The organism is Paenibacillus sp. PDC88, assembly GCF_900106725.1.
In the GTDB taxonomy this organism is placed as follows: Bacteria; Bacillota; Bacilli; order Paenibacillales; family Paenibacillaceae; genus Paenibacillus; species Paenibacillus shunpengii.
The window spans coordinates 164,923-179,626 of record NZ_FNNT01000003.1 but is presented as its reverse complement, the minus strand read 5'-3'; the positions used below and the strand labels follow the sequence as shown (position 1 = coordinate 179,626).

At 49.0% G+C, this 14,704-nt stretch carries 12 protein-coding genes; 11 read left to right on the top strand and 1 reads right to left on the bottom strand.

All coding sequences use genetic code 11. The annotated features are described in order from the left end of the window. Positions 1-137 precede the first annotated feature (137 nt). Positions 138-1,640: a phospholipase D family protein gene (locus tag BLW49_RS11360; protein ID WP_076314470.1), complete on the bottom strand. Its 1,503-nt coding sequence runs from the start codon at positions 1,638-1,640 to the stop codon at positions 138-140. Between the two features lie 432 nt (positions 1,641-2,072). On the opposite strand from BLW49_RS11360, the gene BLW49_RS11355 reads away from it, so the two are divergent. From BLW49_RS11355 to prfA, 11 genes are all read left to right on the top strand, one after another. After that, complete coding sequence (locus BLW49_RS11355) at positions 2,073-3,623, top strand: phytoene desaturase family protein (RefSeq protein ID WP_090724698.1); 1,551 nt, start codon at positions 2,073-2,075, stop codon at positions 3,621-3,623. Then, complete coding sequence (locus BLW49_RS11350; protein WP_090724697.1) at positions 3,620-5,080, top strand: phytoene desaturase family protein; 1,461 nt, start codon at positions 3,620-3,622, stop codon at positions 5,078-5,080. The genes BLW49_RS11355 and BLW49_RS11350 overlap by 4 nt, the downstream gene beginning before the upstream one ends. Continuing rightward, on the top strand, positions 5,081-5,953 hold the full coding sequence (locus BLW49_RS11345; protein ID WP_090724695.1) for a phytoene/squalene synthase family protein: 873 nt from the start codon (positions 5,081-5,083) through the stop codon (positions 5,951-5,953). Between the two features lies 1 nt (position 5,954). Further along, positions 5,955-6,725 (top strand): carotenoid biosynthesis protein, encoded by a 771-nt coding sequence (locus BLW49_RS11340; protein WP_090724693.1) that lies wholly within the window; start codon positions 5,955-5,957, stop codon positions 6,723-6,725. Then, entirely contained in the window at positions 6,694-7,431 is a 738-nt protein-coding gene (locus BLW49_RS11335) for a lysophospholipid acyltransferase family protein (RefSeq protein WP_090724692.1), read from the top strand. Before BLW49_RS11340 ends, BLW49_RS11335 begins: the two co-directional genes overlap by 32 nt. A 2-nt stretch (positions 7,432-7,433) precedes the next feature. Beyond that, complete coding sequence (locus tag BLW49_RS11330; protein ID WP_090724691.1) at positions 7,434-8,648, top strand: glycosyltransferase family 2 protein; 1,215 nt, start codon at positions 7,434-7,436, stop codon at positions 8,646-8,648. Then, positions 8,648-10,126 (top strand): phytoene desaturase family protein, encoded by a 1,479-nt coding sequence (locus BLW49_RS11325; RefSeq protein WP_090724689.1) that lies wholly within the window; start codon positions 8,648-8,650, stop codon positions 10,124-10,126. Before BLW49_RS11330 ends, BLW49_RS11325 begins: the two co-directional genes overlap by 1 nt. 142 nt (positions 10,127-10,268) lie before the next feature. Further along, positions 10,269-11,378 carry a type 2 isopentenyl-diphosphate Delta-isomerase gene (gene fni / locus BLW49_RS11320; protein ID WP_090724688.1) on the top strand — a complete coding sequence of 370 codons (1,110 nt, stop codon included), beginning with the start codon at positions 10,269-10,271 and terminating at the stop codon, positions 11,376-11,378. 24 nt (positions 11,379-11,402) lie between these two features. Further along, positions 11,403-11,879, top strand: a complete 477-nt coding sequence (locus tag BLW49_RS11315; RefSeq protein WP_256209720.1) for a GNAT family N-acetyltransferase — start codon at positions 11,403-11,405, stop codon at positions 11,877-11,879. Between the two features lie 252 nt (positions 11,880-12,131). Further along, complete coding sequence (gene ychF / locus BLW49_RS11310; protein WP_076314479.1) at positions 12,132-13,232, top strand: redox-regulated ATPase YchF; 1,101 nt, start codon at positions 12,132-12,134, stop codon at positions 13,230-13,232. A gap of 403 nt (positions 13,233-13,635) precedes the next feature. Next, entirely contained in the window at positions 13,636-14,703 is a 1,068-nt protein-coding gene (gene prfA, locus BLW49_RS11305; protein ID WP_047912410.1) for a peptide chain release factor 1, read from the top strand. Position 14,704 lies beyond the last annotated feature (1 nt).

Here is a 14,704-nt window from a genome sequence, read left to right as displayed (position 1 = left end):
TATCATTCACCTACCTAACGATCGTTAGTCTAACGTGGTTAACGTTCAATGTCAACTAGTTATGCTGATAATATGGGCGATAGGAATACGGAAATAACCGCTGAATGATCATTCAGCGGTTATCAGATCAGCATTTATCAGAAAGTAGTGAAGCCGAGAGCATATTGAATCTTGTACAGGATGCCGGTCCAGAACGTAGTAGGGTCCTCATATGCCGATAGATCAAGAGTGAATTCGCCGTCCTTATTGCTCCATAAACGTTTAAAGTATTGAGATACATCAGCAGCAATCTTGCTGTCCGAAGGAGCTTCAATCCATAGATTGTTTTCTAGATTGTAGTCATTTAAATTACGGGGAGTGAAGTTGGTTGATCCCCCTAGCATCATATGGTCTCCAGAACGGCGCTCCAGATACAGCAGCTTGGTATGATATTGTTCCTTGGTCGTGTTATACCATCTGATCTTGATCCTGCCCTTGGACTTCTCAGTCAGCTCTTCGGCAACCGGGCGGTTAGGGATACCGATCTTCTTCTGTCCAAAAGCATTCTCGTTCGGATCAAGAATGATCCTAATCTCAACTCCCCGCTCCGATGCTTCCAGCAGGGCTTCCTTCACCGCTTTGTCCGCCAAGTAAAACATCCCCATCCATAGGGTATCTCCAGACTGAGACTGCTCGATTAAAGATATCGCATGCTTCGCTATTTTCCCTTCGGTCAGATAGCGCACCCGAATAGGCCCTGACTCAGCATTCTCTGGTGCAGTATATTCGGGAAGCTTGCCTGCGGAGGATAAATCCATGGCAGCCTGTTCTGTCTTGAGAATGTCTCCGATAATCGGACCTGAGACCTCAAAGGCAATGTTGGAGTGATAGACGCTGGCGTCGTGAATATTGGCAGAAGCAACGATAGCGGTCTGTTCGCTGGCTACAAGCTTGCGGTGATTGGCTTTCACATTCAGCAGCTTGAGATAGGAGCGGAAGGTCACATCAGGACCGTTTGTGGCCATGAGATTCGGCAGCCAGCCGGTTCCCTGTTCACCAAACCATTGAAAGTATGTACGCCATACAGCAGAGTAGAAGGGGGTTGAATCCCTGAGCGGATCCACATTGGTTACGACTACCCGGATTCCACTGGCTTTCATTTGCTCCAGCAAGGCGTTGGGGTGAGAGTTGTAATTGGTGTTGACTTCATCTGTAATGAATACGATATCCATATCAGGATTCGCTTGCTTTTTCTTGATCAGCAGGTTGGTGAAACGCTTGCTCACTTGGGGAAATGTCTGGTTTGCGTGCTCATAATGGTTAAACAGGAACATATCGATGACAAGAAATTGTTCTGCCTCTTGAACAATTTGTTCCATCCGCTTAATGATGCGTTGTTCATGTCGTTCGGTACCCTCCGGCGCTTTCGGATCGGGATAGGTCAGATCAGCAAAAAACTCGACATGCTCTACATGATGAACAGGTCCCTCGAAGGATACACCTTCAGGCAGAGGTTTATTCATTTGATACACAATGACACCTGCAAGCCATAGTATGTTAAGGATGATAAACCACAGGAGGAGCTTTTTTATAGAGAATTTTTTCTTGGAAACAGCTGAGCTCGATGCCTGCGTATGATGCGGATGATGTAGATTGTTCATTGATGAAGACGCCCCTTCAAAAGTAATAAATATAAGATAGGATGATGGGTCACATATCATGATTTCTATATCCTGCACATTATTAACGCCAACATACGGGAGATGAAGCAAATCAGCCGGCTTAGAGGCATCGACAAGGGTAATCCGTTTATGTATAATAAATGTACTTTATCTTAACTGAGCGTCATAATATATAATGTCATTCATTATACGGGTAGTCCAAACTGCATAAGTCTGATTGAATAGATAAAAATCTTGCTATAAAAAAGTTTTTTATTTTTTTTGTTTAATAATTAACCTACCGGTGTAAATAATTATTATTGCCTTTATATTGGTTATCTAACTTTTAGAAAGTATATTTTGGAAAGTCTATGAATATTGTCTAGCATAACCGCCAATCTTAATAAATACATAGAAAGGTGTGCCTAAAACATGAAGCCTGTACATAAGAAAAAGCAAGCCATTGTGATTGGAGCTGGACCCGGCGGTTTGGCAGCAGCGATGCTGTTATCAGGGCAAGGCTATGAAGTGGATCTGTACGAGAAGCAGCCTGTAATCGGGGGGCGTTCTGCGAAATTAACGCTGGGAGAGTATAAATTTGACCGAGGTGCTACTTTCCTGATGATGCCTCATCTAATAGAAGAAATGTTCACACAAGTCGGGCGTTCACTCCATGACTATGTGGATATGCAGCAGCTGGACCCGCTGTATACTCTTCATTTTGGGGACGAAGTGTTCGCTCCTTCGAGTGATGAAGCGAAGACCGCGAAGGAGATTGCCCGTGTGTTCCCTGGGGACGAGGACAATTATCTTCGATTCATGAAGGATGAGAAGGCTAAATATGAGAAGGTGGAGCCGCTATTACGCAGACCTTTTGGCAAGCTGACGGATTATCTTAAATCGGACGCATTCAAAGCCCTGCCTTATTTGCATTTGAACGATACCGTGTACGGGAGATTATCCCGTTATTTCAAGGATGAACGTCTTCGCTGGGGCTTCACTTTTCAGGCAAAATATTTAGGTATGTCTGCTTGGGATTGTCCCGGTACCTTTACGATTCTGTCTTATATAGAGCATCATTTCGGGCTTCATCATCCGCAGGGCGGTGTGAATCAGGTGTTTCGCGCCATGGAGGAAGTCATCAAGGAGCACGGCGGCCGGATTCATACTTCGAGGCCCGTGCAGAAGATTTTGGTGGAGGAAGGAAGAGCAGCAGGGGTACTACTGGATGACGGACAAAAGGTATATGCCGATCATGTGGTACTGAATGCTGATTTTTCCTCGTCTATGGTCAAACTGTTTGAGCCTGGTGTACTGAAGAAATATACGCCTGAGAAGATTCGTAACAAAAAGTATTCCTGTTCAGGTGCGATGCTCTATTTGGGTGTGAACAAGAAGATTGATCTGGCGCATCATTCCGTCCATTTCGCAGCGGATTATCGGAAGAATGTCGATGAAATGACAGTGCACAAAACGCTGTCTGCAGATCCTTCTATCTATATACATAACCCGTCAGTGCTGGATCCGACACTGGCTCCTCCTGGAAAATCTTCGCTGTACGTGCTGATGCCGTCTCCGAATACGACAGCAGACATTGACTGGGAAGCGCAGAGGGAAGAAATCAGGCAATCAATGATGAACCGCCTCGAGCAAATTCCCGAGCTGAAAGGGCTGTCCGAGCATATTGAGGAAGAAATGTTCTTCACTCCCCTTCAGTGGGAAGAGGAGCTTGATATCTATAATGGAGCCTTATTTAACCTGGCCCATGGGCTTGATCAAATGATGTATCTAAGGCCCCATAATCAATTTGAGGAATTGGAGAGTCTCTACCTGGTTGGTGGAGGAACGCATCCAGGCAGCGGGCTGCCTACGATTTTTGAATCAGCCAAGATCAGTGTTAGGCTCATTCAGGAGGCTGATGCACGCAAGCATCCAAGGAAGAACTATATGAGCAAAGCTAGGGAAGCGGGGCAATTGTCATGAGCACAACCAAGAAAATAGCCGTTATCGGCTCAGGTGTTGGAGGATTAACGACCGCTCTGCTTCTTACAAAACAAGGGTTTGAAGTGACGATCTACGAGAAGGCCGCTCGTGTAGGAGGCCGCCTCGCATATGAGGAAGAGGGACCTTACCGGATTGACCAGGGTCCTACGATCGTCCTCCTGCCAGAGATGCTGCTCGGTATTCTCGAGGAAGCGGGTATTGATAGATCCCGTATAGATCTGATCCGCTGTGATCCGATGCATCGGTTTTACTTCGAGGATGGCAGGGTACTGTCGAAGTGGTCTGACCGGGAGGCACAGATCGAGGAGATTAATCGTGTGTTTCCGGGTGAGGGTGCCGGCTTTCAGCGTTTCATGGAGGACATGGACCCGCTCTTTCCATCTGGAGTAAGTACGATCCTTGAACGGCCGTTTCCGAGAAGGAGAGACTTCTATACACGGGAAGTCACTCGGCTATTGAAGGATATGAGGGCATATACCAGCTTAAGATCTGCGATGGGCCGTTATTTTAATAACGAGCAGCTTAAGGATGCTTATTCGCTGCAAAGCTTGTATATTGGGGGCTCACCATTATCTACCCCAGGCATTTATACGCTGCTTCCCTATGCGGAGCATCAATTTGGAGTCTGGATGGTAAGAGGCGGTTACGCTTCCCTTGCTTCTCTGCTGGCGGATGAGCTGCTGGCACGGGGCGGGGAGATTCGGCTGAATGAGGAAGTGGAGACGCTTATTGTGGAGAATCGGGAATGCAAGGGTGTCATTACTTCTCAGGGCCCTGCCTTATATGATGCCGTCGTTTATAATGGGGATTTTCCCGAAATATCGAAGCTGATGAACGGGAAGATCCGAACTAGAAGAAAGTATACCGCTTCGTCTGGCTGTCTCCTCGTCTATCTGGGGGTAGATAAGAGATTTCCTGAAGCAACGGTACACCAGTTTTTCCTGCCGGATCAGTTTGTATCCAATATGAAGGAAGTGTTCCTGAAACGATCATTGCCGGACAATCCTTCTTTCTACGTATTTAATCCGGTAGCTGTGGATGAGACTGCTGCACCTGAAGGACACAGCGTACTCTACTTCCTTATACCCGTGCCCAATGCTGAAGGAATAGAAGATTGGAAAGAAGCGGAAGCTATAGTGGATAAAGTGCTGGAAGCTGCTGAGATGAAGGCATTTTCCGGGCTTCGAGAAGCCATCCGATGGCGCAAGATTCGCACACCAGAGGATGCCAGACGAGACGGGTTATACGGCGGCGGCAGCTTCGGCATAGCTCCGGTCTTGTTTCAATCCGGAGTCTATCGGCCTCAGCCCAAGCCGTATCCGAACATTCGAGGCTTGTTCGCAGCAGGAGCCTCTGTTCACCCAGGCGGTGGAATACCGATTGTTATGCAAGGCGCAAGGTTATGTGCAAACGAGTTGATAAAGGAGATGGGATAAATGAATGAAGCGATTATATCACGCTGTGAGGAAATGATACGGAAGGGCTCTGCTTCCTTTTACCATGCCTTTCGCGGTTTGCCCAGCCCAAGACGGGAAGCGGTCTTCGTTATCTACGCCTTCTGTCGTCTGATCGATGACAGTGTAGATGAGCCGGACCAAGCGCCGTATTCCATTTTTCAGCTGCAAAATCATTTGAAAGAGCTGGATCAGGCTGAGGGACATTTCATATGGCCGGCCCTTCGCTGGCTGTTCGGAGAATTTCCGAATCTGACGAAGGAGCCCTTCTTCCGCCAAATGGAGGGGCAGATCTCGGACCTGACTCTAACGCACTATTCTACGATGGAGGAGCTGGAGCATTACTGCTATCTGGTAGCAGGCACGGTAGGAGAGATGCTGCTTCCTGTGCTTCGCGATGATAACAGTGTATCCGCCATGACTTCGGGTATTGCGCTTGGCAAGGCGATGCAGATTGTGAATATTATACGCGATGTCGGTGAGGACAAGGCTCGTAACCGCAGATACATTCCGATGGAGCTGATGGTCAGACACGGTTATACGATGAAGGATTTTGATGAGGAAATTGTGGATGAACGCTTTATCTCCGTCATTCGGGAATTACAAGAGATCGCAAGCCGGTGGTTTGAAGAGGGGCTGGCCGATGTTGATACGTATCCGCCGCTCAGCGGCTTTGCTGTAGAGCTGGCAGCCTCGTTCTATGCTTCCATTCTGGATGCGGTAGAGGTGAATCAATATGATGTGTATACCAAGCGGGCATTTGTAACAGATGAGCGAAAAATGAAGCTCTTCCTTAAGCTCGCGGCCAAGCATAAGAAGCGTTCCGGCAAGCGTAATAAAGCAGCGGTGTCCTAAGATGATTCAGATTGTATATTGGATATGGTACAGCATTGGTGCAGTGCTGCTGCTGACCATTGGTGTTCCTGAATATTTGAACTTCTCTAATGGATTATTTCTTGTCTTCTACGCATTGTGTGCGCTCAGTCTTGTGTTTGGTAGACAGCTGAACCCCGCCATGTCTAATCAGCCTCATGAATGGTGGAGAAGACCTGCTGTATGGCTAATTGCCTTCCTCATGTGGCTAGGTGGAATGGGCGTAGAGTGGTTGGGAGTCCACAGCGGCTGGCCATTTGGTGAATACAGCTATTCATTTCTGTTCGGCTTCCATGTATTTTCGGTGCCGTTCACACTCGGTTTTGCATGGATTGCTGTAGTAGGAAATGCTGCGCTGCTGAGCGGTGGTGGTCATGGTGTAAGAGGTAGACTTATTCGAGCACTGAAGGTCGGAACATGGGCTCTTGTGATGGATCTGGTACTGGACCCTGTTATGCATCAGCGGGAATTTTGGAGCTGGGAGGGAGTGGGCGGATTCTACGGGGTGCCGTGGACGAATTTTGCCAGCTGGTTCATTATGGGCGCAATTTTGTCCCTGCTGCTGCCTCCGATTGACTACAATCCGTCGCTCCAGCGCAGAGGGAAGCTGCTGTACCAAATGTTCATTTTATTGTTTGGGCTGCTGGCGCTTCAAGATGGACTGTACGGTTCTACCATCATTGCGGCTGTTGCCATCTTTGTAGCAGAGGGGAGTCATCAATATGCTGTCCGCAAACAAGTCCCGATTCTTTAACAAGCTGTTCTCGATATACAATGAAAAATACTTGCTTGAGCGCAGATTCAGCTATATTGGTATTCGCGGACAGCTGGATCCTGCAGATTCCAAATTGCCTGTCCTCTACATCATGAATCACAGCTCTTGGTGGGATGGACTGCTTGTGCACCATGCGCTGCAGCGGCTGTCTTCTGGTGAGCACTATGTGATGATGGAGGAGGAGCAGCTGCACAAATTTGCGTTCTTTCGGAAGCTTGGCGCCTATTCGATACGCAAAGGCGATACGGGGGAAGTGCGCCAAACGTTAAACTACACACGTGAGCTGTTATCCGCAGGTCATAGAGTCTGGATCTTCCCGCAAGGGGAAATCCGGCATCAGGATGTTCGTCCGCTTGGCTTCGAGCGCGGGGTCGGACTGCTGCTGTCGCGCTTGCCCAACACGGCTGTAATACCGGTAACTCTTGTACACGGCTTGTACAGCCGGGATAAGCCTGAGGCGTTCTTGAATGCCGGGCACCCGATTATAGAGAACTGGTCCGATTACACCAGTCGTGAAATTACGAGGATACTGGAGGACGTGCTTACTGGGCAGCTGGAGAGACAGAAGCGCGAGATCATGGCTGCTCCTCTCGGACGGCCAGTAGAATACATATCTTTGATACACAGCAAGAGGTCAACGAGTGAGCGATTTGAGAAAGTGTTTGTGAAGCGGGGGGAGCAATAGACATGAATGTGCTTGCATATCTGCTCATGATTCTGTGCGGTATTTTGACTGTACAGCTGGTCTTCTCGATATGGAATAAAAGGCAGCTTCCGCGTCTTGGCGATGCAGGGAGCTCCTCTGCATTACACGGCTCTATGCGTGCAATCCAATCCAGTTCCATGAAGGAATCGAGCGCCGCGAACGGAAGGGATCCTGAGGCAGTCAAGGTCTCGATCCTGATCCCGGCCCGCAATGAAGAGCGGCATATCGGAGACTGTCTGGCCAGCGTGCTTGCCGCAGATACAGAGGGTATCCAGCTGGAAGTGCTTGTCCTCAATGACCGGTCAGAAGATGCGACCGGGCGTATACTGGAAGAGATGGCTGCGCAGGATTCTCGACTTCGTATTATAGATGGCAGGGAGCTCGCGCCTGGGTGGATGGGCAAATCCCATGCATGTCATCAGCTTGCTGAACAGGCAGCCGGGACATGGTGGCTGTTCATGGATGCGGATGTAAGGCTTGAGCGCCATGCGATAACTGCAGTTTTGAACACCGCAGTACAGCAGGGGACAGGACTTGTTACGGGCTTTCCTAGACAGGTTACAGGTACATGGCTTGAGAAACTGGTCGTACCGATGATGAAATTCACGATTATCAGCCATCTTCCGATTCGGCTTGTACGAGGCTCGGGTGACGCCAGATTTGTTGCGGCGACCGGAGCTTTTATGTTCATTCATCGCAATACCTATGAGCTTGCGGGAGGGCATGCCGCAATTAAAGCGGATCTGCTCGATGACATGCAGCTGGCCAGGGCAGTAAAACGCGCAGGGGAGCCGGTAACCTTGGCTGATATCCATCAGCATACCCATACCCGTATGTATCAGAATGCACGGGAGGTATGGAACGGATATAAGAAGAACCTGTTCGAGGGGCTGGGGCGCAGCGGTTTCCTGCTGACTCTCGTGCTGCTCATGTATGCCCTGCTGTACCTGCTGCCGCCGATAGGCCTTATCATAGGTATACTGACAGGTGATCCTCTGGTCATCGGCTATGGATTAGCTGCCACTCTGCTCGGCATGGGTGTGAAGAGGGTGGCCGACCAGGTGAACAGCCAGCCGCTGTGGCTCATGTTTCTGCATCCGGTCAGCATCGCCTGTGTCATTATGATCGGAATATCCTCCTGGCTTGGCGCAGTTACAGGCAAAGGTTATGTGTGGAAAGGGCGGAGGTACAACTAATGAAGAAGGCAGTCATTATCGGCGCAGGATTCGGAGGGCTGTCCTGCGCCATTCGTCTAGCATCGGCAGGAATGGATGTTACTGTGCTCGAGCGGCAGCAGCATCCAGGCGGCAAGCTTCAGAGAATTACGGAACAGGGCTATACCTTTGATCGAGGACCCAGCACAATCACGATGCCGCATGTGTTCCGCCAAGTGTTTGAACAGTCCGGGGTCTCAATGGAAGACTACGTTCGGTTATATAACCTTGATCCGCGTACACGTAATGTTTTTGCGGATGGCAGTGTAGTGGATTTAACGAAAGACCGGGAACAGATGAAGGAGCAGATGGCCGTCTACAGTTCGAAGGATGCGCTGCGATATGAGGCATTCATGGAGGAATCCCAAGCACTGTACAGAGAGGCGGAGGACAAGTTTCTGAATCGTCTGCTGCTCACTCCCAGAGACAAGTACAACCTGTCCATGTTAAAGAGCCTTCTGCGAGTAAGGCCGCTCGTCAAGCTGGATACGCTGCTGCGTCGATATTTTGAACATCCGAATACACTGATGATGCTGGGGAGGTATGCTACGTACATCGGCGCATCCCCTTACAGTACACCGTCGATCTTCGCCATGCTGGGTCATGTGGAGGCCGATCTTGGTATTTACGGTGTAGAAGGAGGGACCTCTTCCCTCATTACGGGGATGGTAAAGCGGGCACAAGAGCTTGGGGTACGCATTCATACTGAGGAGCATGTGAGTAAGCTGATTATCCGAAATGGGAGAGCGGCAGGAGTCCAGAGTGACAAGGGGGAATACACCGCAGATGTCGTGGTCGTAAATGGAGATGTGCTTAGCATGAACCGCCTGCTTATTCCTGAGCAATATCGCCCGTCTATGAACGATAAGGCAATCTCCCGGTACGAGCCCTCATTATCTGGCTTTGTAACGCTGTGCGGCGTGCGTAAGCAGTATGAGCAGCTGCTGCATCATACGGTGTTTTTCCCTGAGGTCTATCAGGATGAATTTACGGATATCTTTCAGAGACGACAGGCGGCGCAGGATCCAACACTCTATCTGTGTTATTCTGGTTACTCTGAGAAGGGAATGGCTCCGGACGGAAGCAGTAACTTATTTATACTGGCCAATGCCCCGTATGTGTCTGAGGATTGGAGCTGGGAACAGCATACAGACACCTATCGGCAGTTGATTTTTGATAAACTCGCAGCAAGAGGCTTAGATGGACTGGATCAGTCCGAAGTTATCATCCATTACAACCCGGAGCAGATCGAGCAAGATACACTTGCCTATCGCGGCGGTATCTATGGTATATCCTCCAACACGGTGAACCAGACCTTCTTCCGGCCAGGCAACAAGCACAAGGATATTGAGGATTTATGGTTTGTCGGAGGAACGACACATCCAGGTGGAGGAACGCCGATTGTGACGTTGTCCGGTCAGCTTGTTGGAGAGCAGGTAGCGGGTAAGTATATAGGCTAAGATATTAGTGATTATGAAAAAAAGATGAGCAAGCTCACATCGATAAGCTGTACTCATTTCGTTATAATAGTTCAGGATCATAAAGAATGTGAAATCAATCTCACAACAACTCATGGGCGTGATGAGAGGAGAAGAGGAGAGTATGCAAAGACGACCCGATCAGGATCATGAAGACAACAAGCGCACAAGCACAAATGGATTTCGGGTTAGCGAGCATCTGCTGCCTGAGATCCCAACCGGAGAACGGAAAATGGAGCATGTCAGGTTATGCCTGAATGAGGATGTGAACGGTCAGGGGATATCAACTGGATTTGAGAAATATCGATTCCGCCATTTGGCGCTGCCGGAGCTTAGCTTCTCCGATATCCGTCTTGCCGCCGCCTTCCTAGGGGAAGAGCTCCGTACACCGCTGCTGATCAGCTCCATGACCGGTGGGAGCAAAACGACAGGCTTAATCAATGAACGTCTTGCGGCGGCGGCAGAAGCGAGAGGCTGGTCACTCGGAGTGGGTTCCATACGTGCAGCTGTGGAGAAGCCGGAGCTTAGTGATACCTTTGCTGTCCGAAGAAATGCGCCTACCATACCTGTCATTGCGAATCTGGGAGCGGTACAGCTGAACTACGGCTTCGGTGCAGAAGCCTGTCAGCGGGCAGTAGACATTGCGGGTGCATCGATGCTGGTCCTGCACCTGAACAGTCTGCAGGAGGTTTTTCAGCCCGAAGGAAACACGGACTTTAGCAGCCTGCTGCAGCGAATTGAAGCTCTATGCAAGAAGCTTGAGGTACCGGTCGGTGTCAAGGAAGTGGGTTGGGGAATTGATGGAAGCACAGCAGCCCGGCTGTATTCTGCTGGAGTTTCATTTATTGATGTTGCCGGAGCAGGAGGGACAAGCTGGGTTCAGGTGGAGAAGTATCGCAATCAGGATCCGATGCGCAAGGCCGCAGCCGAAGCATTTGCTGATTGGGGAATTCCTACTAGCGATTGCATCCTGGAAGTTCGTAAGTACAACCCTGGCAGGGCGTTGATTGGCAGCGGCGGACTGACGAATGGAGTGGATGCAGCCAAAGCAATTGGACTGGGTGCAGATCTGGCCGGGTTCGGGAGATCCCTGCTTGAATCCGCCGTCCATTCAGAAGAGGCACTTCATGAGAGATTGGCGCAGGTTGAATTCGAGCTGCGTGCTGCCATGTTTGGTATAGGCGTAAGAACGATTGCAGAGCTTCAGGGCACATCAAGACTCATCAAACATTGAATCAGCAGGAAGGTGAATTGGATCGTGATTGAGCTTAGTGCAATGAATAAATTGCAGTTTGAGGATTTTATGTCCTTTACTCTGAAACAATATGCTCAGGAGAAGATTACAGCCGGAACCTGGCTGCCTGAGCATGCCGAGAGCCGGGCGTTAGAGGATATGCACCGGATCCTCCCGGAAGGATACCTTACCCAGGATGCTTATTTTTACAACTTGATCGATTCAAGTGTAGGTGATGGACAAGTCATCGGATTTATCTGGTTTAATATCTACTTGCGGAATGGAGTAAGAGAGGCCTTTCTGTATGACATACATATAGCCGAGGAATATCAGGGCAAGGGCTACGGTACGCGGACAATGGAGCTGCTGGAGAAGGAAGCTCGCAAATTACAGGCTGAACGGATTGGACTTCATGTATTTGGTCATAATGCCCGGGCCATGAGCTTGTATACCAAAATGGGCTATGAGGCGAAGAGCATTACCATGTATAAGGAATTGTAGGCTTACGATTGGTGCTGGCAATTATGTACAAACGGGAGACTTTAGCCGCTTCTTGTCTTGATGGTCTACCGCTTCTCATATATAATTAGTGGGATTGTCACGAAAGTTTATACACGTAATTTGCATACATTTCGAATGAATTTCATGATATCTTCGTTTATAACGAATGGATTCATACCATTATGAAATACGTTCTTCTCAGCGAATACGCTCGCTGCAAACAAATATTTATTTGAGGAGTTGTAGGAATACATGGCTTTGAAAGCAGGGATTGTCGGACTTCCGAACGTAGGAAAGTCGACCCTTTTTAATGCGATTACCCAAGCAGGCGCGGAGAGCGCAAACTATCCTTTCTGTACGATTGATCCGAATGTCGGTGTCGTTGAGGTTCCTGATGAGCGCCTGGACAAACTTACAGAGCTGGTACAGCCGAACAAGACCGTGCCTACGGCATTTGAATTTGTCGACATTGCAGGGCTTGTCCGCGGTGCGAGTAAGGGTGAAGGGCTTGGTAACAAGTTCTTGGCTCATATTCGCGAAGTCGATGCGATTGTGCACGTTGTACGTTGCTTTGAAGATGAGAATATTACGCATGTGGATGGTAAGGTTGATCCGGTATCCGATATTCAAACGATCAATCTCGAGCTGATTCTGGCTGATATTGAGAGTGTTGAGAAGCGCATTGATCGTGCCCGCAAGAATATGAAGGGCGGCAACAAGCAGGGCGCTCAGGAAGTGGAAGTTCTGGAGAAGGTGAAGGAAGTGCTGTATGAAGACAAACCAGCACGCAGCCTGGAGCTGACAGAAGACGAACGTCTCGTCGTTCGCGATCTTCACCTGCTGACAATGAAGCCCGTACTATATGCGGCAAACGTTAGTGAGGATGAAGTGTCTACTGCGGACGAGAATCCGTATGTGCTGCAAGTGAAGGAATTTGCTGCCGCAGAACATGCTGAAGTGGTACCGATCAGTGCTAAAGTAGAGGCTGAGATCGCAGAGCTTGAAGGAGAAGACAAGGAAATGTTCCTTGAAGAGCTGGGGCTGGAGGAATCCGGTCTTAACCGCCTGATTAAGGCAGCTTATCGCCTTCTTGGTCTGTACACTTACTTTACTGCAGGTGTTCAAGAGGTTCGCGCTTGGACGATCCGCAAAGGTACGAAGGCGCCGGGCGCAGCAGGCGTGATCCACTCTGACTTCGAGCGCGGCTTTATCCGTGCCGAGGTTGTATCCTATGCTGATCTGATGGCTGCAGGCTCCATGAACGGAGCGAAGGAGCGCGGTCAGCTGAGACTGGAAGGTAAAGAATACATTGTGCAGGACGGCGATGTGATGCACTTCCGCTTTAACGTTTAATCATGAAGAGGCCCCTGCCTTTCCTTTGTTGGGAAGACAGGGGCTTTATTGTGGAATCATGGATAGGCAGAATAATTGCCTGAATTCATAACCTCGCTTCTTAGCTTCGGTACATCTAAGTAGCATGCGTTATAAAAAAATTACATCCTCAATTACATCCTCAAGTATATCTTCAAATATCTTCAAATATCTTCAAATACATCCTCACAGCAGTATCTTCTCAAGCGCTTTGCCGTATGATATAATAAAGAGTCGACAGACTTGCTTTAACTGTATGATTATTTTTAATAATGACAAAGGATTGATGACGTTGTAGCGATACCCTCATTACAACCTTTTAAACCTTATAATATAATGTCGGATACGAACGAATGTGAAAGATGCTTAAGAAGAGGTGATTACTATGTTGGATCGTTTACAGGCCCTTGTGGATCGTTATGAGAAGCTTAGTGAGCTGCTGTGTGACCCGGATGTGGCGAGTGACAGCAAGAAGCTGAGAGATTATTCGAAGGAACAATCGGATTTGCAGCCTGCGTATGAGGCTTATACCGAATATAAAACCGTCGTTGAAGAGCTCGATGCAGCGAAGCAAATGCTGAACGAGAAGCTTGACGATGAGATGCGTGAAATGGTGAAGATGGAGATTGATGAGCTGGCTCCCCGCCAGCAGGAGCTCGAGGAGAAGATTCGTATTCTGCTTCTGCCGAAAGACCCGAACGATGACAAGAACGTGATTGTCGAGATTCGTGGTGCGGCAGGCGGTGACGAGGCTGCGCTGTTCGCTGCAGATCTATACCGGATGTATACACGTTATGCAGAATCCCAAGGCTGGAAGGTCGAGCTGATGGATGTGAATGAGAGTGACCTTGGCGGATTTAAAGAGGTTATTTTCATGATCAATGGCCGCGGCGCTTACAGCAAAATGAAATACGAGAGCGGCGCTCACCGGGTACAGCGCATCCCTGCGACAGAATCTGGCGGACGGATTCATACCTCTACTTCTACCGTAGCGGTTATGCCTGAGGCTGAGGATTTTGATATTGAAATTCATGACAAGGATATTCGTGTTGATACGTTCTGCTCCAGCGGTGCAGGCGGTCAGTCCGTTAATACGACGAAATCGGCCGTTCGGGTAACGCACGTACCAACGGGCATTGTCGCTACATGTCAGGATGGCAAATCCCAGAACTCCAACAAGGAAAAGGCACTTCAAGTGCTGCGTACTCGGATCTATGACATGATGCGTCAAGAGGAAGAGGCAAAATATGCAGGTGAGCGGAAGAGCAAAGTCGGTACGGGTGATCGTAGTGAACGGATTCGCACGTACAATTTCCCGCAGAGCCGTGTAACGGATCATCGGATCGGTCTAACCATGCATAGACTGGATCAAGTGATGAACGGTGAGATTGAAGAGATTCTGTCTGCCCTGACCATTGCAGAGCAGGCAGAAATCATGGAAAAAGGGGAATAAA